Raw genomic sequence first — 23606 nt, 5'->3', positions numbered from 1 at the left:
GAAGGACTCATTCATCGCAGCCGACCGAGTTTCCGATCAGGTCTAGACCTCACGCCGGTCCCGTGACCCGCCTCGCTGCATTCGCTTGTGAGGTGTATCGCCATGGTTGCGATTCCCTATGACGGCGTCGAGCCGTTTCCCGGCCATCCACTGACCACCACGACACCCCTCCAGCGCCGGGTCCAGGTGGCCGTGACGGCGCTGCTCGTCGTCGCGCCGTTGGCCGGGCTCGTCGCCGCGGTGTGGTTGCTGTGGGGGAGAGGCGTCGGTGCGGTCGACCTGCTGCTGGCCGGCTTCTTCTACTTCCTGACCGGGTTCGGCGTGACCGTCGGCTTCCACCGGCTGCTCACCCACCGGAGCTTCACCGCCGCGCCGACCTTGCGGACCGTGCTCGCGGTCGCGGGATCGATGAGCTTCCAGGGCTCGGCCATCAGCTGGGTCGCGACCCACCGGCGGCATCACGCCTTCACCGACCGGCCCGGCGACCCGCACTCGCCGTACCGGTACGGCACCGGGCCGATCGGCCAGCTGCACGGCCTCGCGCACGCCCACTTCGGCTGGCTGTTCGGCGACGACCCGACCGACGTCGACCACTTCGCTCCGGACCTGGTGGCCGAACCGGCCATGCGCCGCGTCTCGGGGTTGTTCCCGGCGCTGTGTGTGGCCTCTCTGGCCTTGCCCGCGCTGGCCGGCTGGATGATCGGCGACTTCGCCTGGACCGCGGGAGTCACGGCCCTGATATGGGCCGGGCTGGCCCGGGTGTTCCTGCTCCAGCACGTGACGTGGAGTGTCAATTCCCTGTGTCACCTGCTCGGGACGCGACCTTTCGCGACCCGCAAGCACGACCGGGCCACGAACCTTTGGCCGCTGGCCCTGCTGTCGATGGGGGAGAGCTGGCACAACACTCATCACAGCGACCCGTCCTGCGCGCGGCACGGTGTGGATCGCGGGCAAATCGACCTGTCCGCCGGCGTGATCCGGGTGTTCGAGCGGCTCGGCTGGGCCACGAACGTCCGGTGGCCCGACCCCCGGCGCGTGGCAGAGCACCGGCTTCAGGCCGGGTAGCCGGACGCGTCCTCCACGAGCATGGTGTCTTCAGTTTCATCGGTGTCGGTGCCCGTACCCGCATCGGTGCTGTGGTCGCGGCTGAGCAGTCCGTACCAGGCGACGGCGAGCACGACGACCAGCGCGGCGTTGCGCAGCGAGACGATCTCCAGACCGCTCGGGGCGCCGTTCATCAGGTCGAAGAAGCCGATCGGGTAGTCCAGGGTGGTGAGCGCGACAACCGCGACGAGGTAGCGCGCGGCGCGTTTCTGTCGATGGTCCGGGTAGCAGAGGCACGCTGCCATGAGGACGGCGGCCCACATCATGTACTGCGGGCTGAGCACCCGGCTGGTCACCAGCAGGATCAGCAGGGCGACCAGCGGGATCTCGACCGCCCACGCGGCTCGGCGGCGCGATCGGAACCTCCATACCGTGGCCGTCAGCGCGATCAGGCCCGCCGCCGACAGCCAGATCATGAGCCCCGCGACGGCTTTCACTCCGGGCCCGGAGACCTCGATGGATCCCGATGACTGGCCGGTGGTCCAGCGGTGCGACCCCGTGTGTTCCATCAGCAGGAACGGGAACGCCGCCACGGACTCGATCTCCAGACCGCGGCCCCTCTCGGCGTGCAGGAATCCCGTCCCGCCGGGCAGCAGCAGCATCGTGCCCGCCGTGACGACGGTCGCTCCCGTCACGAAGCCCAGCACCGTTCGGAGCAGGCGCCGGCGTTCCCACGGGACCCCGAGCGCCATGACCGCGGGCCAGACCTTGAGCGCGGCGCCGAATCCGCCGAACACCCCGGCGAGAAGCGGCGACCGGCTGAGACAGAACGCTGCGACGCTCAGCGCCGTCAGCAGATCGAAACGGGCCAGCACCATCGGCCCGATCAGCGGGATCACGCCGAGCCAGAAGAACACCCCGGACCAGCGGCCGTACCGGCGCGCGAGCAGGACCAGCAGGACCGTGGTGAGCAGGTCGACGAGCAGCATGAGCCGAAAGAACGCCGAGGCGTAGTCGACGCCCATCCAGCGCGCCAGGTGGCGCGGGACGAGCATCACCCAGGCGGCGGCCGGCGGGTACTGCCAGGAGACGTCGCTCGTCGGCGGGAAGTGGCCGCCGTGCAGGACCTGCGCCCAGCGCGAGAAGACGACGCTGACGTCGGCGTTCTCCTCGTCGCGCCACGGGTTCGGCGCGTGGCCGGTGGCGGCGAGGTACAGGGCGGCGCGGGTGACGAGCCATCCGGCGGCGGCGTACAGCTCGCGCGGTATTTGATCGAGACGTCGCCGGCTTCGCGAGAGATCCACGGGTGCCCCATCTGCGGTCGTGAGGTGCAGGCGGGGGTCACTGTAACGGCGGAACACCGATTTGACAGGGCCCTGATCTGCGCACGATCCGAGTTGCGGTTCGAACGCGATCCCATCCCGATCCGACCCTGATCCGACGCCGATCCGATCCTGCCGTCATCAACGGAAGTCGGGAGAAGCCGACCGGGCTTACCCCGGGAGGCAGGTGGCGCACTTGCGCGGCCGGCCTCCCAGCCGTTTAACTGCACCACTACATCCAGCGCGGCTACGATGTCCTGCCGCACTGATCCAGCGCGCTGACCGGTATCTTCATCTCCAGAACACCGCGATGTCGCCCCGCATTGACTCCAGGCCTGCCGGCCGGATCGACCACCGATCCGGCCCGGCCGGCCCGGCCGGCCCGGCCGGCGGGGCGGCTCGCGCTGGTCGAGGGGGTCTGGGGGCGGAACGTCGGCACTGAATTCGAGCAGGGACGGTCCTGGGACCGTCGGCGTGCCCGGATGCATGGCAGAAGGCGTCCGCGAGACCTGGGGACAGGTTCTGCGGGATCCGAACAAGGAGAAGCGATGACAGGTACAGAGGTCCTCGACACAGCCGTGGTGGGTGCCGGGCCCTACGGTCTCTCGGTGGCCGCGCACGCCAAGGCGCGGGGCACCCGCACCCGCGTGTTCGGCACGCCGATGCGGGCCTGGGCCGAGCACATGCCGCTGGGCATGAAGCTCAAGTCCGAGCCCTGGGCCTCGCACCTGTCGGATCCCCGCGACCAGTACACGCTGAAGGCGTACTGCGACCTCGAAGGCCTGCCGTACGCGCACGGCGTGCCCACACCCATCGAGACGTTCGTCGACTACGGCCGCTGGTTCCGCGAGCAGACCGCGCCGGACCTGCACGAGACCGACGTCCTGCGCGTCGACCGCGAAGGCGCGCTGTTCGCCCTGACGCTGGCCGACGGATCCTCGGTGCGGGCGCGCTCGGTGGTGCTCGCCACCGGCTTCCTGCCCTTCCCGCGCTTCCCCGAGGCACTGGTCGGGATCGAGGCGCCGCAGGTGCTGCACAGCAGCGCGGTGAACGACTTGTCCGGGTTCGCCGACAAGCGGATCATCGTGGTCGGCGCGGGGCAGGCGGCGATCGAGATCGCGGTGCTGTTGGACGATGCGGGCGCCGATGTCACGTTGGTGGCGCGGACCGGTGCGTTGGCGTGGAACAACCTCCCGAGCGACCGTCCGGCGACGTTGTGGGAGCACCTCCGGCGGCCGGAGAACGGCCTCGGGCCCGGCTACTACAACATCGTGCTGGGCAGCCTGCCGAAGCTGTTCCGGCGGTTGCCCAGGGGATACCGCATGGAGGTCGTCCGCAGGACGCTCGGTCCGGAAGGTTCGTGGTGGATCCACGACCGTTTTGACAAGTCGTTCGACGCCGAACACCTCCGCACCGGTACCGAGATCACCTCGGCCAAGCCTGAGGGGGATGCGCTCCGGCTGGAGCTGTCCGACGGCCGCGAGCTCGTGGCCGATCACGTCATAGCCGCAACCGGGTTCGATGTGGACGTCCGGAAGTTCACAATGCTCGGCGAGGAGCTGCGCGGCCAGGTCCGCGGGATGCGGGGCTCGTACGGCCCGCCGGTCCTCGGCGGGGGCTTCAACACCTCGGTGCCCGGGCTGTTCGCCGTCGGGCTGGCTTCGGCGGCGACGTTCGGTCCGTCCATGCGCTTCGTGTTCGGGTCCGCGTTCGCGGCCCGCACCGTCGCGCCGAGACTTCCGCGCTGACCTCGCAAGGGACGCGGACTGCCTTGACCTTCTACCTAAGATGGTTGCCATGTCACTGAAAGCGTCGGTTGATGCGGATACCGCGACCGACGCCGTGCTCCTCAAACTCGACCGGAATGTCTTCCACCACGGCGGGCTCGGGGTGATCCGGAGCCTCGGGCGGCTGGGGGTCCGGGTCCACGCCATGCGCGAGGACCGGTTCGCGCCGGCCGGGGTGTCCCGGTATGCCTGCCGGAGGGTGTCGCCGATGCCGGAGCGGAGCCATCCCGACGACGTGATCGAGCTGCTGGACCGGCTCGCCGACCGGCTGCCCGGCCCGGCGGTCCTGGTGACCACCGACGACGCGGGCGCGATCCTGCTGGCCGAGCACGGTGACAAGCTGCGCTCCCGGTACCTGTTCCCGGACCCGCCGGCCGACCTGCCGCGCCGGGCGGCCGGGAAGGCGACGCTCGCCGAGATCTGCCGCGTCGCCGGGGTGCCGCATCCGGCGACGACGGTTCCGGCGGACGCCGCCGAGGCCGCGGCCTTCGCGGACGCCTGCGGATATCCCGTCGTGGCCAAGGTGAACCAGCCCTGGACCGCCGACCGGGCGGCCGGACTGCCGAGCACGACCGTGGTCCGCAGCCCGGAGGAGATGCTCGCGGTGGTCGAGCGGGCCCGCCGGGCGACCGGCGGCGGCCCGGACACCGGCCTGCTGCTCCAGGAGTACCTCGCGCCCGCGCCGGCGGGCCCGCCGCAGGACTGGTTCTTCCACGGCTACTTCGACGCGGCCTCGCGCTGCCTGTTCGGCCACACCGGGATCAAAGAGCGCTCCTTCCCGGCGCACGCGGGGCTGACCAGCTACGGCCGGTGGGTGCCCAACGAGCGGCTGCGCGCGGAGGCGGTCGCCTTGCTGTCCGGGCTGGGCTACCGAGGGCCCGTCGACCTCGACTACCGCTGGGACCCGCGCGACGACAGCTACCGGCTCCTGGACCTCAATCCCCGGCTCGGCGCCCAGTTCCGGCTGTTCCAGGACTCGGCCGGCATCGACGTCGTCCGGGCCATGCACCTGGACCTCACCGGGCGCGAGGTGCCCGCCGGGGCGGCGGTGCCCGGCCGGACCCTGGTCGTCGAGAACTACGACCCGATCGCCGCCCTCGCCTATCGCCGGGAGGGGAGCCTGTCTGTGCGCTCCTGGCTGTCCTCCATGCGTTCCGCGGACGAGGTCGCCTGGTTCGCCCGCGACGACCTCGCGCCGTTCTTCCTGACCGGTGCGCGGACGCTGTGGCAGGTCGCGGAAAACCGCCTCCGCCGCAGGTAGTGGCCTGCTAGGACGCGCAGTGTGCTACCGACGCCCCCGGGCCGCGGCGGCCTCTTGATACCAGGATTCGTACTCGTCGAGACAACGGTCCAGACCGAACGCCTCGGCGCGCCGGGCTGAGCCCTCCCCGAGCCGCGCCAGCCGTTCGGCGTCGCCGAGCAGCTCGGCCAGCGCCTCGGCCAGCGCGGCGGCGTCGTCGGGGGCGACCAGCAGCCCGTTGTCCGGCCCGACCAGCTCCGGCAGCGCGCCGATCCGGCTGGCGACCAGCGGCCGGCCCAGCCCGAGCGCCTCCAGGGCGGTGAGTCCGAAGATCTCCGGGGTGGTCGACGGCACGGTCAGCAGTGCCGAGCCGCGCAGGCACTCCGCGACCTGCGGCGGCGCCAGCCAGCCGCGGAACTCGACGGTCCCGGCCGCCACCAGGTCGGCGGCGCGCTCCTCCAGGCGTGCCCGGTCCGGGCCGTCGCCGACGACCACGAGCCGCGCCTTCGGCTGCGTCCGGGCCAGGATGCCGAAGGCTTCCAGCAGGACGTCCGCGCCCTTCAGGGGGCTGAGCCGGCCCACGTAGGCCGCCTGCCACACCTCCGAGACCGGCGCCGGGGTGAAGACCCGGTCCACGGCGTGCGGGATCACCCGGATCGGCACCCGGCCCGCGTCGGGCCGGATCAGCTCGGCGACGAACCGGCTCGGGGCCGCGAAGCCGTCGATCCGGCGCAGTCCGAGGAGCAGGTAGGCGGGCCGCATCAGGAGACGCAGGTGCAGGTAGCGGGGCAGGGCGCCGAGCGGTATCCGGCCGGCGTTGTCGGCGACCTGCCAGCGCAGCAGTTTCCTGGTCCAGTCCTCGGGGCCGTGGATGGTGAGGATCCGCACCGCGCCGCGGGTGGCCGGGAACACGGCCGGGCTGAAGCCGCCGATGGTGTGCAGATGGACCTGGTCCGGCCGGAAGTCCCGCATGATCCGCCGCACCCCGCGGTAGGCCCGGCGGTGCCAGACGAACCCGGCCAGCTTGCCGAGCGGGTTGCCGGCCACCTCGGGGATCAGGTCGTCGGCGAAGACGGCCCGGCCGCCCGAGGGGGCGTCGAGGGCCACGACCCGGACCTGGTGGCCCCGGGCCGTCTGGCCGTCCCGCAGCATGCGGACGAACTTCTCCGCGCCGCCGGCTTCGAAACCCAGGTTGACGATGTGCAGAATTCTCACCAGTGCCGCGCAATCCTCGGACCGACAGGGGGTGCGAACCGCCAGGGTTCGAGAATCAGCGCGGTCACACTGAAGACGCCGAACCATGACACCATGAACGCTCGCGAGCGGAGTCCCCTATTATGGGCGCCCGCGAGGACGGCGGCCTCCCGGTCGCTCCCGGTCACCGACCGGATCCGCCAAACGACGAAGTCCGGGCGAGGGGAGCGAAGGGCAGCCGGCCACCGGCCCCGAAATCATAATGGTGAACAGCAGGCGACGGCACTGGACCTTCATCGGGGCCGCTGCGGCCGCGGTCATCATCGGCGCCGGCATCGCGACCGCCGTGTCCGGCGGCGACCCCGGCCAGCCCACGGCGTTCGGCCATTCCCCGAGCGGGCCTTCGACCGCCACGAGCGCGTCCGGCGCGACCCAGCCGGCAGGCGCAGGCTCCGGCTCCGCGTCCGGCTCCGTCCCCGGGACGGCGTCGACCACGAGCACCGCCGACCCCGCACAGCTGGCCGCCATGAAGTGGGGTCTGGACTACAGCGACACGCTGACGTTCGACACGCCGGACCAGCTCAAGACCGCGCTCGACGACGCCAAGAAGCTCGGGATGGACTACATCCGCGTCGACTTCGGCTGGGAGGACTACCAGGGCGAAGCGGGCTACCCGCCCGACTTCTCCAAGTTCGACAACGTCGTGGCGGGCGCGAACGCCCGTGGCATCAAGGTGTTGGCCACCCTCGACTTCCCGCCGCCGTGGGCGCGCCAGGCGGCCTGCAAGGACACCGCCGCCTGCCCGCCTGCCGACAACACGGTGTACGCGAAGTTCGTGAAGCAGGCGGTCGCGCGCTTCTCGGCACGGGGCGTGCACTACTGGGAAGTGTGGAACGAGCCCAACATCGATGCCTGGGCCCCGGTCCCGAACGCGGCGGACTACGCCAAGCTCCTGGTGACGGTCTCCGCGGCGATCCGTGCCGCGGACCCGCACTCCTACATCCTCATGGGCGGCCTCGCGGCGGACCATCCGAGCCCCGGCGCGCCGTACATCGCCCCGTACGACTTCATCACCGCGGTGAACAAGGCCGGCGCGCTGCGCCTGGTCGACGCGATCAGCTACCACCCCTACCCGGCCGGCGACCCGGCGACCAGCAACACCTTCCTGGCCATCAGCAAGACGCCGACGAGCATCATCGCCGCGCTGAACCAGGCCGGGGTCCCGCACATGCCGATCTGGATCACCGAGACCGGGGAGAACATCCCGGCCCTGATCTGGGGGCCGCCGAGCCAGGTCGCGCCGCAGGAGGCGACGCAGGTACAGCAGGCCCGGCGGGAGGTGGAGGTGCTGTCCTCGTATCCGAACGTGGTGTCCTTCTTCTGGTTCTCCTACCAGGACGTGCCCGCCGACCACCTGGTCTTCGGGCTGCGGCGCGGTGACGGAACCTACCGGCCCTCGTTCGCCGCTCTGCAGCAGATCATCGCCGACGCGAAGAAGCCACGATGAACGCCGGCGCGGCGCCGCGGGTCTCCGTACTCATCCCGGTCGCCCCGCGTCAGCGCCATCTCGAGGAGACGCTCCTTTCCATCCAGAAGCAGACCTTCCAGGACTGGGAGGTGGTCCTGGTGCTGGACGGCGACTGCGAAGCGAATCGGCGCATGGCCGCCGTGCTGCCGGCCGACCGGATCAGGATCGTCCTCACCCGGAGCCCCCGCTCCGGCCCCGCGGCGGCCCGGAACACCGGTCTCCCCGAGTGCCGGGGCGACCTGGTGGCGTTCTGCGACGGGGACGACCTCTGCGATCCCGAGCGGTTGGCCCGCCAGGTCGCCGAGTTCGACCGCCGCCCCACCCTGGGGATGCTCGCCACCTGGGCCCGCCGCTTCGACAGCGATACTGGCGCCGACCTGGGGCCCCTGCGCTGCCCCGCCGAGTACGGCGCGCTGGCCCGCCGCCTGCTGCTGTTCAACACGGTGACGATGTCCACCGTGATGGCACGGCCGGAGGTGCTGCGGGAGGCAGGAGACTTCCGCGAGGCCGCGGTCCATTGTGAGGACTACGACCTCTGGCTCCGGATCCTCGGCCGGGCCGAGATGGGCGGGCTGACGGAGGAACTGGTGCGCTATCGGGTGCATCGGGGGCAGTTCAGCCACCGGGCGAAGATCCTGCCGCAGAGCGGCCTGCTGCGGCGCGAGAAGCTGGCGGCGGCCCGGCGGCTGGAGTGGAGCGTGACGGTGACCTGGATCAAGCACCTGGCGTGGGTGGGGGTCCAGGTGGCGAACCGGCGCTTTTAGCGGTGCTCTTGGCAGAAGCGCCCTTTTTGGGCGCTTTTGGCCTGTGTGTGGGTGGCTGGGGTGCGGTGGGTGTGGTGGTTGTGGCTGGTTCATCCCCGGTCCCGATCCGGGTCCCGGTCGGCGGAGGCATTCCTCGGGTCGATCGCCGAACGGTACGTCTCGATCAGTCTGGACGCGTGTTTCGGCCATGCGAACCGCTCCACCGCGTATTCCCGGCCGTACTTGCCCATCTGCCGGCGCAACTCGGTGTCCGCGGCGATCTCCCGCAGCCGGGCGCGGAGCGTGTCCGCGTCTCGGTCGATCAGCGATACGCGATCCCGATCCAGGTCGTAGGCCGCGTATCCGCTGTCGTCGGTGGTGAGGACTGCGATCCCGGAGCTCATCGCCTCCTGGACGGTCAGCGGGAACCCCTCGGAGGTCGACGGGAGGGCGAAGACGTCGCAGGCCCGGTAGGCGGCGGCCACCTCGGCGGGGGCGAGGGAACCGAGGTAGATGACGGATTCCGGTGCCCCGGCCAGGGCCTCGGCGGGTCCGCCGGCGAACACCAGCCGGTAGCCTGGATCCTCCGCCGCGAGCAACAGATCGAAACCCTTCTTGGGTACGAACCGCCCGACGAACAGCGCCAGCACGCCGTCTTGCGGCAGACCCAGCCGCTCGCGTTCGGCGGTCTGCTCGGCGGCGTCCCGGACCGGCCGGAACAGCTCGGTGTCGACGCCGTTCGGCAGGTGGTGCACCAGCCCCGACGGCGCGCCGAGGCCACGGGCGAACGTCGCGACGTCGGAGTTCATGGTGAACACGGACCGCGCGCTGCGCATGAGCAGCCGTCCGGCCGTCGCGTAGACGGCCTTCTGGACCAGACCCACGGCGGCCGAATCGTGGTGGACCAGCGCCACGTGCTGCGTAGCGACCGTGGGGGTGCGGGTCAGCTTCGCTGCGGTGAGCGCGGCCCAGGACGTCAGATAGAAGGCGTCGTGGATGTGCACGACGTCAGCCCACCGTGCCCAGCGCATCGCCCGGCGCAGCAGCTTCGGTCCCAGGACCGGGAACGGCACCCCGGCCTTGCGCTCCAACCCGTTCCAGGCCCGGACCCGCACCACGCGGACGCCGTCTTCGTCGGTGCTGCTGCTGCGGTCCCCGCTGGTGAGTACCGTCACCTGCACCCCGGCTGCGGTGAGGTACCGGGCCTCGGAGTGAACGACGTTCTCGATGCCGCCCAGATGCGGCGGGTAGTAATGGCAGACGAGCAGGACTTTGAGTGGTCCGGCGGCGTTGTCACTCATCGGTGGATCTCCACTCCGGGGCTGACGCAGATCTTGTCGGACACTCGGCATCGAATTCTCGTCATCGTTCCGGCGGCTGCCGGGCGTCGTCCGCCTTGTCCTTGTCCTTGGGCTCGGGCCGGAAGAACGATTCGGGCACGACGATCGGCCGGAGGATCTGGGTCTCCTCCTCCGGCGACGCCGGCGGCGCGGTCCGGCCGGGCGATCCGGCCCCGCCCCCCGACCCGGCCCGTCCTGTCACAGGATCCTGATGTTCCGGTCCCGCCTGGCGCGGCATCGACCGGGGCCGCACCCGCAGGCCGCCGGCCCGCGCCGGTTGCCAGCTCTGCCGTCCGTACGGCCGCGGCGCGGCGGAGCCGCCGTCGTCCGCGCCGTACTGCTCGAACCGGTCGCTCCGCCCCCGTACCTCGGGACGGTTCCACGGAAAGAACATCGGCTCGGTGATCGCGGTCGAGTCGCCGACACCGACCCACGGGCTCTGCCGGGGCCGGGGCCGTTCCCGCGGCACGCTGCGCGGCTCCGCGGCGCCGACACCGGCCGGGATCCGGTCCTCGTCGGGCTCCAGCGCCTCGTCGTCTTCGTAGTCCGCGTCCGGCGCCACCATCTGCGCCCCCGGCACGAACGCCACCGCGAACAGCCCCGAGGCCAGGTTCCCCAGCGCCCAGGCCCAGCCGATCCAGTTCAGGCCCCGGTGCGCGAAACCGAGCGCCAGCGCCAGCGTGGCGACCATGTACACGATGTTGCTGCCGAGCAGCGGCTTCATGCGCCCGGTGATCCGCAGTGCGCTGCTGGCCCAGGTGTGGAACGCGACCGCGAGCGCGCCGAGCGCGAGGATCGTCAACAGTCCCTGCGCGTGGCCCGGGTACTTGCTGCCGAACAGGCTCAGCAGCGGCTCGCGCACCAGGATCACGACCGCGACGCCGGGGATCATCACCGCGGTCATGATCTTCGCGGACCGCTTCATCAGGTTGCGGATCTGCGCGGGGTCGTGGGCGCCCTCCGAGAAGAGCGCGTTGCCGATGGCGTACGAGCCGGTCGACAGCAGGGCCGCGATCTGTGAGCCCAGGTAGTAGTAGGTGACGTCGTCCGGCCCCAGCCAGCGCAGGGTGATGATCGGCAGCGCGAGCTGCGGTATCAGGTTGAGCAGCGAGGAGAACTGCGTGGTCGCCGAGTAGCTCGCGGTCTCGCGGATCCGGGTGCCGCCGAGCCGGAAGGAGAACCGGAAGCCGACCTTCCGGTACATGTAGTAGAACGACGCCAGGGTGGCGACGACGTATCCGACTCCGGAGGCCGTCACGATGCCCATGGCGCCCATGCCGATCACGAACGCCGGCAGCGCGAGCTTGGCCAGGCTCTGGATGATGCCGTCGACCAGCGTGTTGTACTCGGCCATGCGGGCGGCCATGAAGACCGAGTCGGTCACCAGGTTGACCGTGGCGAAGACGCAGACGACGATCACTATCAGGGCGTAGACGGGCTTGTCGCGGATGAAGCCGAGATCCGGCGAGATCAGCTTCATGGCCAGGACATAGCCCGTGCCGACCACCAGACTGGCGCCCGCCACCAGCGCGAGCATCACCGACACCTGACGGTTGCGCGCCTCGCCGGTGGCCTGGAACCGGATCATCGTGGCCGAGAACCCCAGGGTGCTCAGGAAGGAGATGAGCGAGATCGCCGACAGCAGCGTGGTGGCCAGGCCGATCTGGGTCGAGCTGTAGATGTGGGCGACGAGCGCCCAGAATATGAAGCCGATGCCCGCTGTCAGGCCGGCGGAGGCCATGAGGAACAGCGAGTTGCGGAGCATCTTCGCGCCCGCGCGAGCGCCGTCGCCCGCGTCCTCGGCGTCGCCCGCGCCGTCGGCGTCGTCGGTGTCGTCACCTTCGAGGCCCGAGCCGTCGGTGTCCGGATAGTCGGATCTCGCGATGTCGGAGTCTGATGGGGCGGCCCCCCGCCTGCGGCGCCCTTTAGCCATGCCGCGCCTTACGGACCCGCAGGCCGAACAAGCAGACGGTCAACAACAGGAAGCACAACACGGCCGTCGTGCCCTCCGACGGGTGCTCCCAGAAGTGGGTGAGCCGGTACCCGGTGGTCTCCGGGTGGAACAAGTTGTTGAGGCACAGGTAGACCCACACCAGGAACGCGTAACCGCCGACCGCGGCCAGCCCGGCCTCGGCGGTGTCGGGCCGACCGGGGCGCCGCGTCCAGAATCTGCCGGTCCGGGCGCGCAGGACGCACGCGGATCCGAACGACAGCATCAGGCTCAGTGCCCCGAACGTGTCGCGCCGCATCGGCAGCACGGCCGCGATCGGCTCGCTGAGCACGTGCGGCCGCAGCACCGCGATCAGGGCCACATAGGCCCAGCCCAACAGCCCGGCGACCATCAGCGTCTCAGCGGCGGGCCGGTACATCGTCCTCATACGTCATCCCCGGTCGGCGGAACTCTTCCTCGGGCCGATCGCCGAACGGTACGTCTCGATCAGCCTGGACGCGTGTTTCGGCCATGCGAACCGCTCCACCGCGTATTCCCGGCCGTACTTGCCCATCTGCCGGCGCAACTCGCTGTCCGCGGCGATCTCCCGCAGCCGGGCGCGGAGGGTCTCCGCGTCTCGGTCGATCAACGATACGCGATCCCGATCCAGCTCATAGACCGAGTACCCGCTCAAGTCGGTGGTCACGATGGCCATCCCGGAGCTCATCGCCTCCTGGACGGTCAGCGGGAACCCCTCGGCCGTCGAGGGCAGGGCGAGGATGTCGCAGGCCCGGTAGGCGGCGGCCATGTCGGCGGGCGCGAGGGAGCCGAGGTAGATGACGGAGTCCGCCGCGCCGGCGAGTGCCTCGGCCGGTCCGCCGGCGAACACCAGCCGGTAGCCCGGATCCTCCGCCGCGAGCAACAGGTCGAAACCTTTATAGGACACGAACCGCCCCGCGAACAGCACCAGCACGCCGTCTTGCGGCAGACCCAGCCGCTCGCGTTCGGCGGCCTGTTCGGCGGCGTCCCGGACCGGCCGGAACAGCTCGGTGTCGACGCCGTTCGGCAGATGGCGCATCCGTTCCGGCCGCGCACCGTAGGCGCGGGCGAAGGCCGCGACGTCGGAGTTGATGGTGATCACCGACCGCGCGTCGCGCATGAGCAGCCGTCCGGCCGTCGCGTAGACGGCCTGCTGCACCACGCGCACGGCGGGCTTGTAATCCACCAGCGCCATGTGCTGGGTGGCCACCGTGGGGGTGCGGGTCAGCTTCGCTGCGGTGAGCGCGGCCCAGGACGTCAGATAGAAGGCGTCGTGGATGTGCACGACGTCGGCCCACCGTGCCCAGTGCATCGCGCGGCGCAGCAGCTTCGGTCCCAGGACCGGGAACGACAAACCAGCTTTGCGTTCCAACCCGTTCCAGGCCCCGACCCGTACCACCCGGACGCCGTCTTCGTCGGTGACGCTGCTCCGGTCCCCGCTGGTGAGCACCGTCACCTGGACCCCGGCCGCGGTCAGGTAGCGGGCCTCGGAGTGCACCACGTTCTCGATGCCCCCCAGATGCGGCGGGTAGTAATGGCAGACGAGCAGGACCTTGAGTGGTCCGGCGGCGTTGTCACTCATCGGTAGATCTCCACTCCGGGGCTGACGTAGATCTTGTCCTTCAGATCTTCGAGCAGACTGGTCGGGTAAACGTAGAGCACCGCCGTGCCCCGATAGTCGATGGACGCCCGGTCCTGGTCTACCTCCGCGTGCCCGAGCATGACGTAGCTCCCCGGTTGCAGCCAGAGCGGGTCGACCGTGGTGGCGACCGGGCCGTTGTAGACGGTCTGGATCCGCTGTTGGACGTCCTGGCTGGTCTGAAGATTCATGGTCTGCCGCGCATCGGGCGGCAATCGATCGTACGTGCTCTGGAGCCAGGCGGCCGCGTCCATCTCCTCGGGGGTCGGGAAGTACGCGTCGTAGTACGCGCCGGCGTCGGACAGCGCGAGCTGGGGCTGATAGCCACCGGTCAGACGCGGCACCACGCCGGTGAGGTCGACGGCCATCACGGCGATCACCGCGGCGAGCACCGGCGTCCGGTACCGGCCGCACCAGCGGAGCGCCCAGAGCAGGCCGGCGGCCATGAACGGGCCGAAGAAGAAGATGCCCTGCTGGAGCGCTCGCAGGACGCTGTAGTCGACCGTGAGCTGCGGCACGAGCGTCAGTATGACCAGGACGCCGATCGACCCCACCGCCAGTGCGGCCTGGTCCCGGGTCGGGGTCAGCTCGGACCCGACCCGCCGGTAGCGCAGGCCCAGGAGGGTGACGGCCGTGCCGAGCAGCAGCAGGAGCTGGATCGCTGCGGCGATGCCGAAGCGGGCCAGACCGTTCAGGCTCGCCACCGGCAGGCCGAGGCTCTGCAGTCCGCTGCCGACGGCCGTCAGCCGCAGGTCCGGGATCGAGGTGATCGGGGTCGGGTACTTGTCGATCACGGCCTGCGGGTACAGGTTGCCCTGGTCGCGGTCCTTCGTGGTCGCGGCGCGGGTCTCGGCGAGGTAGGCGGCCATGCGCTGCTGGTCGGTGATGTTGGAGGCGCCGACCAGGCTGTTGGAGGTGTCCGCGGAGCCGGCGTCGGACGTGCGGCCGATGACCTCCTTCCACGCGGCGGTCAGCGTGCTGGTCAACTGCCCGCTGGTGTGGGTGGCGGGACCGGCCCAGCCCACGGCCAGCACGGCGGTGAGGGCGACGAGCCAGACGGTGAGGAACGCCGGGAGGACCTGCTTCGGCGGCGGGCCGCCGGGGTTCCGGACGGCTGCGGAGAGCCGCCCGAGCCAGCCCTTTCCACTGCTGCCGCCTTCGCTGCCTTGGCTGCCCTGGCTTTCTGCGGCGAGGGCGGCAGACGCGCCGACCCCGCTGATTTCGCTGGCTTTGCCGGTTTCGCCGACCCCGTCGGCTTTGTCCAGACTGTCGCCGTAGTCCCAGTCGCCGTAGTCCCAGGTGTCAGCGGTCTGGCTCTCGGCGGCGGCCCCGGCGGCCCCGGGGACGCCGGCGACCCCGGGGACGCCGCGGCTGCGTCGCCGCTCGCCGATCCGGTCCAGCAGGCGCCAGACCGTGGTGACCACCACCCCGGACCCCAGAACCATCACCAGTACATAAGCCGTCGAATAGTGCGCGAGCACGATCCCGGCCAGCAGGGGGATCAGCGCGTAGCGCCGCAGCCGGATGTCCGCCGGCCGGTCGGTCATCACCACGACCGCCGCGCCCAGCACGACGAACGCGATCTCCTGGCGGGCCATGTACGGCATGTCGGTGAAGAACGTCGGGAACGTCAGGAACAGCGCCGAGGAAAGCAGCGCCACCTGTCGGGAGGCCAGGTTGTGGACCGACCGGAACAGGGCGACCGGGGCCACGGCGAACATCAGCGGGAAGACGATCTTCCAGACCCCGGCCGCGGAGAACGCGGTGAGCTTGGTCAGCGCGAGCGGGAGAAGGGTGATGCTCAGGCAGGCGTTGTACGGGGACCGGTAGTTCGAGATCGCCCAGTGCCCGCTGCCGAGGCTGAGCCGGTAGACGTCGTACTCGACCTGGATGTCGTGACCTGTGATCAGCCACCCACGCAGCGACGTCAGCAGCAGCAGGGCACCCGCGCCGAGGAAGACTCCGAGCTCCAGCACCTCGACCGCGTACCGCTCGTGCCGGATCAGCAGCAGGGCCAGCAGCCCGGCGATCGCCGTGTAGGCGAGAATGCTGACAGCGGGGCCGAGCCCGTTGTTCAGCCGGGTGGCGCCGGCGACGGCCAGGACCACGCACAGCGCGCCGTAGCCGGCCACGACCCGCAGGCCTTCCGGGCGCAGGCGCCGGATCCGGTCCCAGTCCACGGTGCACTGCGGGGACAGCGCGCCGATCAGCAGGTTGGCCAACGCGAACCCGGCCGCCAGCGGCACGGTCGCGAGCGGCCGGTAGTACCCGACCAGCGGTGCCCCGAAGTTCACGAACAGCAGCACGATGAAGTCGGTGACCACGGCGAAGCCGAAGGCGACCAGCAGCGCGGAGTCGAGCCGGGACACCACGCGCTGTGCCATACCCAGCCACAGCGCGGTCGGCGCGCCGAGGATCAGCCACAGGCCGGCCAGGGTGGCCAGCAGGCTTGGGAGGTAGTAGGCGCCGAAGGAGGCGGTCACCCCGGCGAGGACGACGCTGGCCAGAAGCGCCGTCCTGCCGTTCCAAGTCTCCGTGTTCAGAATCCCACCTGCTCGTAGACGTTCTCGACCGCCGCCACGACCTGGTCCCAGTGCCGGTCGGCGACGCGTGCCGCTCCTGCCGCTGCCGGGGCGGCCAGCGCCGAACGGTCCCGGGCGAGCGCGTCGATCGCGGCGGCCAGCGCCTTCGGGGTCGGCTCGACGAGCACCCCGGCGTCCTCGACCGTCTCGATGTTGCCCGGGACGGCGGTGGCCAGCACCGGCAGCCCGGCGGCCATGGCCTCCAGCACCACCAGCGCCATGCCCTCCCGGTCCGAGGGGAGGACGAACAGCTCGGCGGCCGCGTACTCCTTGATCAGGTCGTCGCCGTCCTTGCGGCCGGCGAACTCCACGCGGTCGTCCAGGCCGAGTCCGGTCGCCTGCGCCACCAGATCCTCGCGCAGCTCGCCGTCGCCGACGAGTCGCAGCCGGACCGGCTCGGTGACCAGTGCCATCGCGTCGAGGAGCCGGGCGACGTTCTTCTGGGCGCCGAGGCGGCCGACGAACAGTAGCCGGAGCGGTTCGGGTCCGGACGCGGCCGTCTGCTCCGGGCTCGGTGTGCGCGGCGGCAGGAAGTACTCCTCGGCCACGCCGTTGGGGACCACGTAGACCTTCGCCGGGTCCACGCCGTAGCGCTCGGCCAGGAAGCCGCGCTGCGATTCGGTGAGCACGATGACACCGGCCGCGCCGCGGAGAACCCGGCCGAACAGGTGCTTCTTGTAGAACGGCAGCAGCCGGCCGAGCGGTCCGGAGGCGTCGACCTCCATGTGGAAGTGCAGGATGTACTTCTGTCCGCGTATTCGGGCGCTGAGCCAGACCTGCTCGGGCACGACCGCCGTCGAGCAGTGCAGATGGACCACCGTGCCGCGCGGGATGCGCAGGAGCGAGCCGAACATGCCGGGGGCCAGCGAGGTGTGCGCGACGGTCAGCGACCTGTGCCGCCGGACCTTGACGCCGCCCGCTTCGACGACGCGGCGCGGCACGCCGCCCGCCTGGTGGTCGGTGGTGACGACGCTGACGTCGTTGCGGGTCGCGAGCCCGGTGGCCAGGATCTGCACCACCCGCTCCACACCGCCGAGCAGCGGCGGGTAGTTCGGAGTGACCTGAACGACGCGTCGGCGCTTGCCCGGCGTGGAGCGGACGGGGGCTGTGTGCTCGGGGGAGCTCTGCTCGGTCATGCCGCCGCGATCTTATAGTGGAGGGATTGGTCGCTGTTCTCGAGCGAGACCCAGACGTAGTCGGACTGGGGGCTGACGGGCATGGTGACGACGGCGCTCAGCGCCTGGCCGTCCCACTTGAGGTCGGTGGTCTTGCTGTTGTCGACGGAGCCCTTGGAGTCGACGGTCCACACCCGGACGCTGAAAACCTTCGCGCCGGTGTCGACGGCGTGCACGCTCACCGGCACGGTCAGGACGGTGCCGTCGACCTGAGGCGGCGAGGTGAAGTACAGGGCCGTGTACGGCTTCGGCAGCTTGGTGAACGAGTCCCGCAGCTGGGTGCGGACCGGCGGCAGCGCGAGCAGGATGCCGACGGCTGCGACGCCCGCCGCGACGATCGTGAGCCGTCGGCGGTGCCGGTCGACGAAGGAACTGAGGGACCACGGCGGGGTCGGCCCGGCAGCGTCGGTGTCGGTGTCGGTGACGGTGTCATCGGCATCGACGGCCACGATGTCGGGGACGTCGGCGTAGGCCTCGGTGATGTCAATGCGGTCGGTGGCATTGGGAGGCGCGTCGTCGTCGGCGTAGACGTCCGGGATGTCGATGCGGTCGGCGGGATTGGGCGGCGGGGCGTCATCGGCGTCGTCGGCATCGTCGGCGCTCAGACCGGAATCAGGATCGGACGCCAGCTCCGTCGGCGGCGACAGGTCGATCCGGCCCAACAACGTCGTGTCGGCCATCGGCTCTGCGGTCGGGTCCGACAGCGTGATCCGGCCCAACAGCGTCGTATCGGCCATCGGCTCTGCGGTCGGCTCCGACAGGGTGATCCGACCCAACAACGTCGTATCGGCCATCGGCTCTACGGTCGGTTCTGACAGGGTGATCCGACCCAACAACGTCGTGTCGGCCGTCGGGTCCGCGTAGGCCGCCGGCTCATTGAGGCTCGCCGTTATTCGATGTCCGGATCCCAGCCCGCGGGACCCGGCGACGTCTTGCCGCCCTGCACCTTCACCCACACCGGAACCACCCCCGGCCGCCCCCGCCGCAGACTCCGCAGACTCCGGGGACCGTGCCGGGAACAGCCGGGAGAACACCTCGCTCAGGCGGCCGTGCCGCTGCCCGTCGTCTGGCATCCCGGTGTTGCTCCTTCTGCTTCTGCCACGGTCGCCGAACGCATCGCCGGGAGCCGGACGCCCTTGGCCCGGGCTCGGACGGGGACGTCCTGGTCCTGGTAGGACCCGTCGGACGCCGGGCCGTCGTGCCGGATCCGGTGGCCGATCAGGTGGCCCAGGTTGCGCAGGCCGTCGCGGACCGAGTTGAGCTTCACGTCGCCGCCGCGTACCCGGTACTCGATGTGCGTTTCGGTCACCTTATAGCCCGCGAGGACCGCGGCGTTCTTGATCTCCTGGGAGAAGGCCATGCCCGGGGAGCGGACGTCCACGCCGGCCCAGACGTGCCGGTGGAAGATCCACATGCCGGACTGCGAGTCGCGGATGCCGTGCCGGAAGATGAGCCGGGAGACGAAGCTCAGGACGTGGTTGGCCCAGAAGTGGGAGTGCTTCATGGCACCCCGGTTGGCCGAGTGCAGGCGGTCGGTGGTCAGGAAGTCCGCGCCGGAGCTCTCCAGTTCGGCCAGCAGTTCCGGGAGGTGGTCGAACGGGTAGGTCCGGTCGGCGTCGCCGGAGGCGATCACCTCGCCCTTGGCGGCGGCGAAGCCGGCCTTGTAGGCGTTGCCGTAGCCCTTCTCCGGCTGGAACACGACCTCGGCGCCGCACGCCCGCGCCAGATCCCCGGTCCCGTCGCTGCAGTTGTTGTCGACCACCACGATCTCCGTGGACCAGCCGAGGTCAGCCAACTGCGAAACCGGTATCGAAGCTATTACGTCTTCTATGTTCTCGGCTTCGTTGTAAGCCGGTATCACAACCGACAGCGATCGCATTCGTGTCCCCCCAAGGGAAAGGTCTGACGGCGGTGCCTTCGACCCGTGTAGCCGAAATCGGCTTGAGGCGGAAGGTATACAGCGGGCTACGCGTGGTGCAAGTACTCAGGGGGCACCGGATGACAAGAGTCCGCCAGCCGGATCGCGAGCTGTCGAACTTGTCCGGGCACCGTGCCGTCGGTGGCGTGCGGCCTCGAAATCATAGGGCATGCCGGCCGGAAATACGGCGATGAAGCCGGTAGGTGTAGAGCATTTTAAGAATATGTTTGGACGTGTGCACTTGGCCGATCCAGATCCTGGGCAGCGCGTGCGGTCCCAGCGACTCCCGGGAGATGACGGCGGTGGCGTGCTCGTACCCGGCCGCGGCGACCGCCGAGCGGGCCGCGGTGTCCATCGACCCGTAGGCGTAGCAGTAGCCGTGCACCGGCTTCCCGACGATGCCGGACAGCTTCTCGCGGCTCTCCGCGACCTCCGTGCGCAGCACCTCCGGGCCCGCGTCGGCCAGTGCCACGTGCAGCGAGCCGTGCGACCCGACTTCGAACCCGGCGTCAGCCCAACGCCGGATCCCCGCCTCGTCGACCAGCGGCCACGGGGTGCCCTCGTCCCACTCGTTCGCCCCGCCGATGCGGCCGGCCAGGATGTAGAACGTCCCGGAGAAGCCGAAGCGCTGCAGGATGGGCAGCGCGTTCTCCACGACGTCGGTGTAGCCGTCGTCGAAGGTGAGTCCGATCAGTCCGCGCGCCGACCCGGCGGCCCGGGCGGCCTGGAGTTCGGCCACGGAGACGCCGCGCAGCCCGCGCCGCTTCAGCGTCGCCATCTGCTCCTCGAACCGCTCCGGCGTCACGGCCAGGTTGTTCGGGTCGTGCGGGCGGGCGCCCACCGAGTGGTACATCATGATCAACGGCAGGTGCGGCATGCGCCGACCTGCCGCCACCGGGTCGTGAGGGAGCGCTTCGGTCATTGAGGATCCGACACCAATGCAAGTCGAGACGGCCGGGCGACCAGTGCAGCATATGCCCCGGCGGGTCGGCCTTCGGTGCGAAGGGTCACAGTCTTGCTCCAACCTCAGGCCGAAGCGCCCGACCTGGGTGGTTCGCACCGAATCATGCCGTTGTCACGCGAGCCCGTCGGCTCGGCGGGTGCGGCCGCGCGAAGAATGCCGGAAGGTAATCCTGGCAATTGTCAGGGTCTTGAATGACAATTGACATGGAGACGACGGCGTTCCGAAAACCCCGGGCCCCAAAGGCCCAAAGGCATCGGCGCTCACGCGTGTCGCGCCCGGCTGCCGGGCGGGGCGTTGGTAGCGTCCGAGATGTCCTGCCGGGCCGCCGGCGGGGTTCCGACCCGATCCGAAGGACTTCGGCGTGGCTGTGACGATCCGCAGGGCGGTGATCCCGGCGGCCGGGATCGGTTCCCGCATGCTGCCGTTGACCAAGGCGATCCCCAAGGAGATGCTGCCGGTCGGCGACCGGCCGGTGATCGAGCACACGGTGCGCGAGCTGGTGGCCTCCGGGATCACGGACATCACCATCGTGGTGTCCGGTGGCAAATCGCTGATCCAGGACCATTTCCGTCCGAACCCGGCGCTCGTCGAACAGCTCCAGGCCGCGGGCAAGGACGCCTACGCCCAGGCCGTCGAGGACGTCGCAGAGCTCGCCCGCGCCGGCCACATCACCTACCAGGACCAGCACGGCCCCTACGGCAACGGCACCCCGGTGCTGAACGCCGCGCGCGGTCTCGGCGACGACGAGCCGATGCTCGTGCTGTGGCCCGACGACGTGTTCGTGGCCGAGGTCCCGCGCGCGCAGCAGCTCATCGCCGCCTACGAGGCGACCGGCTGCCCGATGCTGGCGCTGATGCCGATGGACCGCTCGGAGTCCCAGCGCTACGGCGTCCCGGTCGTGCACGAGGACCTGGGCAACGGCCTGCTGAGGATCTCGGGCCTGCTGGAGAAGCCCAAGCCGGCGGACGCGCCCAGCGACTTCGCCGCGATCGGCGGCTACGTCGTCACCCCCGGCATCGTGGAGGAGCTGCACGAGGCCACCGTCCGTTGGGAGCAGCAGCGCACCGGCGAGGTGTACCTCACCGACGCGATCAACGCGTACGCCGAGACCCGCGCCGTCTACGGGCAGGTCATCGCAGGGCGCTGGTACGACACCGGCAACCCGGCGGACTATCTGGTGGCGCAGTTCGCGCACGCGCTGGCCGACCCGACGTACGGACCGATCCTGCGGTCGCTCGCCGCCGGCGAGGACGCTTCAGCCTGACACGTATCGCGTGCGTCGTTCCGCGAGGAGATAGTCCAGCATCACCGCGACGTCTTCGGTGTCCGGTATGGAGTATTCGGCCAGGGTTTCACCGTGACCGACCTTCACGCCGACGTCCGGATCGGCGAGGCGTGCGAAGGCTTTCTCGTCGGTGACGTCGTCGCCGACGAACAGCGCCGCGGTGGCATCGGCCTGGCGGCGCAGTAGATCCAGGGCTTCGCCCTTGTCGGTCTCGACGACCGCCAGCTCGATCACGGCCTTGCCTTCGGTGACCTGCACGCCTTCCCATTGCGCCGGGCCTGCTCGGACCGCATCCAGAACCGATGCGCCGACCGACGGTTCGACCCGGCGCACGTGCACCGCGATGCTGGCTGGCTTCAGCTCCAACAGCACACCGGGGGTACGGCCGACGAGCCGTTCCAGCTCGGCCTCCAGTCGCCATCGCAGCGCCTGCGCCTGGTGGTCCAGCTCGTGCGCGAATCCCGCGTCGAATTCGGCGCCATGGCTGCCGATCAGCTGCACCTCGGCCGGCAGTCCCGACAGCGCGGCCAGGTCGCGCAGCGCCCGGCCGGAGATGACGCCGACGGTCGTGTCGGGCAGGTCGGCCAGCGATAGCAGGGCCCGCACCGACTCCGGACGCGGCACCGCCTTCGCCGGATCTGCGACGATCGGTGCGAGCGTCCCGTCGTAGTCGCAGACCACGAGCAGCCGCGGCACGCGCGCGATGCGGTCGATGGCCTGCCGCAGTCCGGTCGGCAGCGACTCGGCGGTCACTGGTGCACTGCCTCCCCGCCGGCGTGCGTGGCCGAGTCGGGGTCCAGGAAGTCGAGGAACGACCGCGCCCAACGGCCCACGTCGTGGGTCATCACCTGCCGGTGCAAGGTCCGCATCCTCGCCTTCTCCTCGGCCGGGTCCATGGTCACCGCCCGCTCCAGAGCCTGTGCGACACCGTCCAGGTCATGCGGGTTGACCAGCAGGGCCTCGGTCAGCTCGGACGCCGCGCCGGCGAACTCGGAGAGCACCAGCACTCCGTCGAGGTCGTGTCGGCTGGCGACGTATTCCTTGCAGACCAGGTTCATGCCGTCGCGCAGTGGTGTGACGACCATGACGTCGGCTGCGCAGTACAGCGCGACGAGCTCGTCGCGGTCCATGGGCTGGTGCAGGTAGTGGACGATCGGCCGTCCGACCCGGCCGAACTCGCCGTTGAGTCGTCCGACCTGTTCCTCGATGCTGCGCCGCATGGCCTTGTACTGCCCCACGCGCTCGCGACTCGGAGTCGCGACCTGGATCATCGCCACGGACTCCGGATCCACTCTCCCGGAGACCAGCAGCTCGCGGAGGGCCCGCAGACGTATGTCGATGCCCTTGGTGTAGTCCAGCCGGTCCACTCCCAGCAGCAGCCGGTGCGGAGCTCCCATGTCCGCGCGTATTTTCCGGGCGCGTTCAGCGGTATGGGCTTTCCGTGACAGCTTGTGGAAGCCAGCGGCGTCGATGGAGATGGGGAACGCGCCGACCCGGACGTGGCGGCCGTCGAACGGTACGGATCCGGGGCGGCTGCGGACCCTGACGGCCGCTCTCGTCGGTTCCAGACCGAGCAGTTGTCGGGTCAGCCACAGGAAGTTCTGGGCGCCGCCGGGCATCTGGAACCCGACGACGTCGGCCCCCAACAGCCCGCGGACGATCTCGGTCCGCCAAGGCAGCTGCCTGAACAGCTCGACCGGCGGAAACGGGATGTGCAGGAAGAAGCCGATGCTCAAGTCGGGACGCTGTTCGCGCAGCATGGCCGGGACGAGTTGGAGTTGGTAGTCCTGCACCCACACCGTTGCGCCCGGGGCTGCTGCTTTCGCGGCGGCGTCGGCGAAGCGCTGATTGACCACTACGTAGCTGTCCCACCAGG

18 protein-coding genes and 1 pseudogene are annotated in these 23606 nt (G+C 70.3%); 6 read left to right on the top strand and 13 right to left on the bottom strand.

Going from position 1 to position 23606, the window contains the following annotated elements; all coding sequences use genetic code 11:
- Positions 1-102: 102 nt before the first annotated feature.
- A complete protein-coding gene (locus GWK61_RS22490; RefSeq protein WP_194911066.1) occupies positions 103-1065 on the top strand; it encodes an acyl-CoA desaturase in 963 nt (320 codons plus the stop codon).
- Here GWK61_RS22490 and GWK61_RS22485 read toward each other — a convergent pair.
- The gene (locus GWK61_RS22485) at positions 1053-2348 is read right to left on the bottom strand and encodes a glycosyltransferase family 87 protein (RefSeq protein WP_194911065.1); all 1296 of its coding nucleotides are present in this window, start codon (positions 2346-2348) and stop codon (positions 1053-1055) included. The two genes, GWK61_RS22490 and GWK61_RS22485, sit on opposite strands and share 13 nt — an antisense overlap.
- Before the next feature lie 566 nt (positions 2349-2914).
- Here GWK61_RS22485 and GWK61_RS22480 point away from each other — a divergent pair.
- Together GWK61_RS22480 and GWK61_RS22475 are read left to right on the top strand one after the other, a co-directional pair.
- The gene (locus GWK61_RS22480; protein ID WP_194911064.1) at positions 2915-4114 is read left to right on the top strand and encodes an FAD-dependent oxidoreductase; all 1200 of its coding nucleotides are present in this window, start codon (positions 2915-2917) and stop codon (positions 4112-4114) included.
- Between the two features lie 49 nt (positions 4115-4163).
- Complete coding sequence (locus tag GWK61_RS22475; protein ID WP_194911063.1) at positions 4164-5414, top strand: carboxylate--amine ligase; 1251 nt, start codon at positions 4164-4166, stop codon at positions 5412-5414.
- Between the two features lie 24 nt (positions 5415-5438).
- Here the strand turns inward: GWK61_RS22475 and GWK61_RS22470 are convergent, their stop codons facing one another.
- Entirely contained in the window at positions 5439-6608 is a 1170-nt protein-coding gene (locus tag GWK61_RS22470) for a glycosyltransferase family 4 protein (protein WP_194911062.1), read from the bottom strand.
- Between the two features lie 244 nt (positions 6609-6852).
- Between GWK61_RS22470 and GWK61_RS22465 the strand changes: the two genes are divergently transcribed.
- Both GWK61_RS22465 and GWK61_RS22460 read left to right on the top strand, forming a co-directional pair.
- On the top strand, positions 6853-8094 hold the full coding sequence (locus tag GWK61_RS22465; protein ID WP_194911060.1) for a cellulase family glycosylhydrolase: 1242 nt from the start codon (positions 6853-6855) through the stop codon (positions 8092-8094).
- Complete coding sequence (locus GWK61_RS22460) at positions 8091-8879, top strand: glycosyltransferase family 2 protein (RefSeq protein WP_194911058.1); 789 nt, start codon at positions 8091-8093, stop codon at positions 8877-8879. The genes GWK61_RS22465 and GWK61_RS22460 overlap by 4 nt, the downstream gene beginning before the upstream one ends.
- A gap of 89 nt (positions 8880-8968) precedes the next feature.
- Here GWK61_RS22460 and GWK61_RS22455 read toward each other — a convergent pair whose 3' ends face one another.
- The 9 genes from GWK61_RS22455 to GWK61_RS22415 form a co-directional block, all read right to left on the bottom strand.
- Positions 8969-10159, bottom strand: a complete 1191-nt coding sequence (locus GWK61_RS22455) for a glycosyltransferase family 4 protein (protein WP_194911056.1) — start codon at positions 10157-10159, stop codon at positions 8969-8971.
- A 61-nt stretch (positions 10160-10220) separates the two neighbouring features.
- Positions 10221-12131: a lipopolysaccharide biosynthesis protein gene (locus tag GWK61_RS22450; RefSeq protein ID WP_194911055.1), complete on the bottom strand. Its 1911-nt coding sequence runs from the start codon at positions 12129-12131 to the stop codon at positions 10221-10223.
- On the bottom strand, positions 12124-12576 hold the full coding sequence (locus GWK61_RS22445) for a hypothetical protein (protein ID WP_194911053.1): 453 nt from the start codon (positions 12574-12576) through the stop codon (positions 12124-12126). The genes GWK61_RS22450 and GWK61_RS22445 overlap by 8 nt, the downstream gene beginning before the upstream one ends.
- A 3-nt stretch (positions 12577-12579) precedes the next feature.
- Positions 12580-13749 carry a glycosyltransferase family 4 protein gene (locus tag GWK61_RS22440; RefSeq protein WP_194911051.1) on the bottom strand — a complete coding sequence of 390 codons (1170 nt, stop codon included), beginning with the start codon at positions 13747-13749 and terminating at the stop codon, positions 12580-12582.
- Positions 13746-16289: a hypothetical protein gene (locus GWK61_RS22435; protein WP_194911049.1), complete on the bottom strand. Its 2544-nt coding sequence runs from the start codon at positions 16287-16289 to the stop codon at positions 13746-13748. Before GWK61_RS22435 ends, GWK61_RS22440 begins: the two co-directional genes overlap by 4 nt.
- 56 nt (positions 16290-16345) lie before the next feature.
- Positions 16346-17524, bottom strand: a complete 1179-nt coding sequence (locus tag GWK61_RS22430) for a glycosyltransferase family 4 protein (protein ID WP_194911047.1) — start codon at positions 17522-17524, stop codon at positions 16346-16348.
- Complete coding sequence (locus GWK61_RS22425) at positions 17521-18636, bottom strand: hypothetical protein (RefSeq protein WP_194911045.1); 1116 nt, start codon at positions 18634-18636, stop codon at positions 17521-17523. The genes GWK61_RS22430 and GWK61_RS22425 overlap by 4 nt, the downstream gene beginning before the upstream one ends.
- Entirely contained in the window at positions 18603-19442 is an 840-nt protein-coding gene (locus GWK61_RS22420) for a glycosyltransferase family 2 protein (protein WP_194911044.1), read from the bottom strand. The genes GWK61_RS22425 and GWK61_RS22420 overlap by 34 nt, the downstream gene beginning before the upstream one ends.
- Positions 19443-19641: 199 nt before the next feature.
- Complete coding sequence (locus GWK61_RS22415; RefSeq protein WP_228562753.1) at positions 19642-20403, bottom strand: polysaccharide deacetylase family protein; 762 nt, start codon at positions 20401-20403, stop codon at positions 19642-19644.
- A 403-nt stretch (positions 20404-20806) separates the two neighbouring features.
- On the opposite strand from GWK61_RS22415, the gene GWK61_RS22410 reads away from it, so the two are divergent.
- Entirely contained in the window at positions 20807-21709 is a 903-nt protein-coding gene (locus tag GWK61_RS22410; RefSeq protein WP_194911042.1) for a UTP--glucose-1-phosphate uridylyltransferase, read from the top strand.
- A 12-nt stretch (positions 21710-21721) separates the two neighbouring features.
- Here the strand turns inward: GWK61_RS22410 and otsB are convergent.
- Both otsB and GWK61_RS22400 read right to left on the bottom strand, forming a co-directional pair.
- Positions 21722-22483 (bottom strand): annotated as a pseudogene (otsB, locus tag GWK61_RS22405) (trehalose-phosphatase); the annotation flags it as partial.
- A partial coding sequence (locus GWK61_RS22400) for an alpha,alpha-trehalose-phosphate synthase (UDP-forming) (RefSeq protein WP_194911038.1) occupies positions 22480-23606 on the bottom strand: 1127 nt, incomplete at its 5' end. The gene GWK61_RS22400 and the pseudogene otsB, both read right to left, overlap by 4 nt.

Origin of the sequence: Catenulispora rubra (assembly GCF_015356825.1) — a bacterium.
GTDB classification, from domain to species: Bacteria; Actinomycetota; Actinomycetes; order Streptomycetales; family Catenulisporaceae; genus Catenulispora; species Catenulispora rubra.
This window is presented reverse-complemented; position numbering and strand designations above follow the sequence as displayed.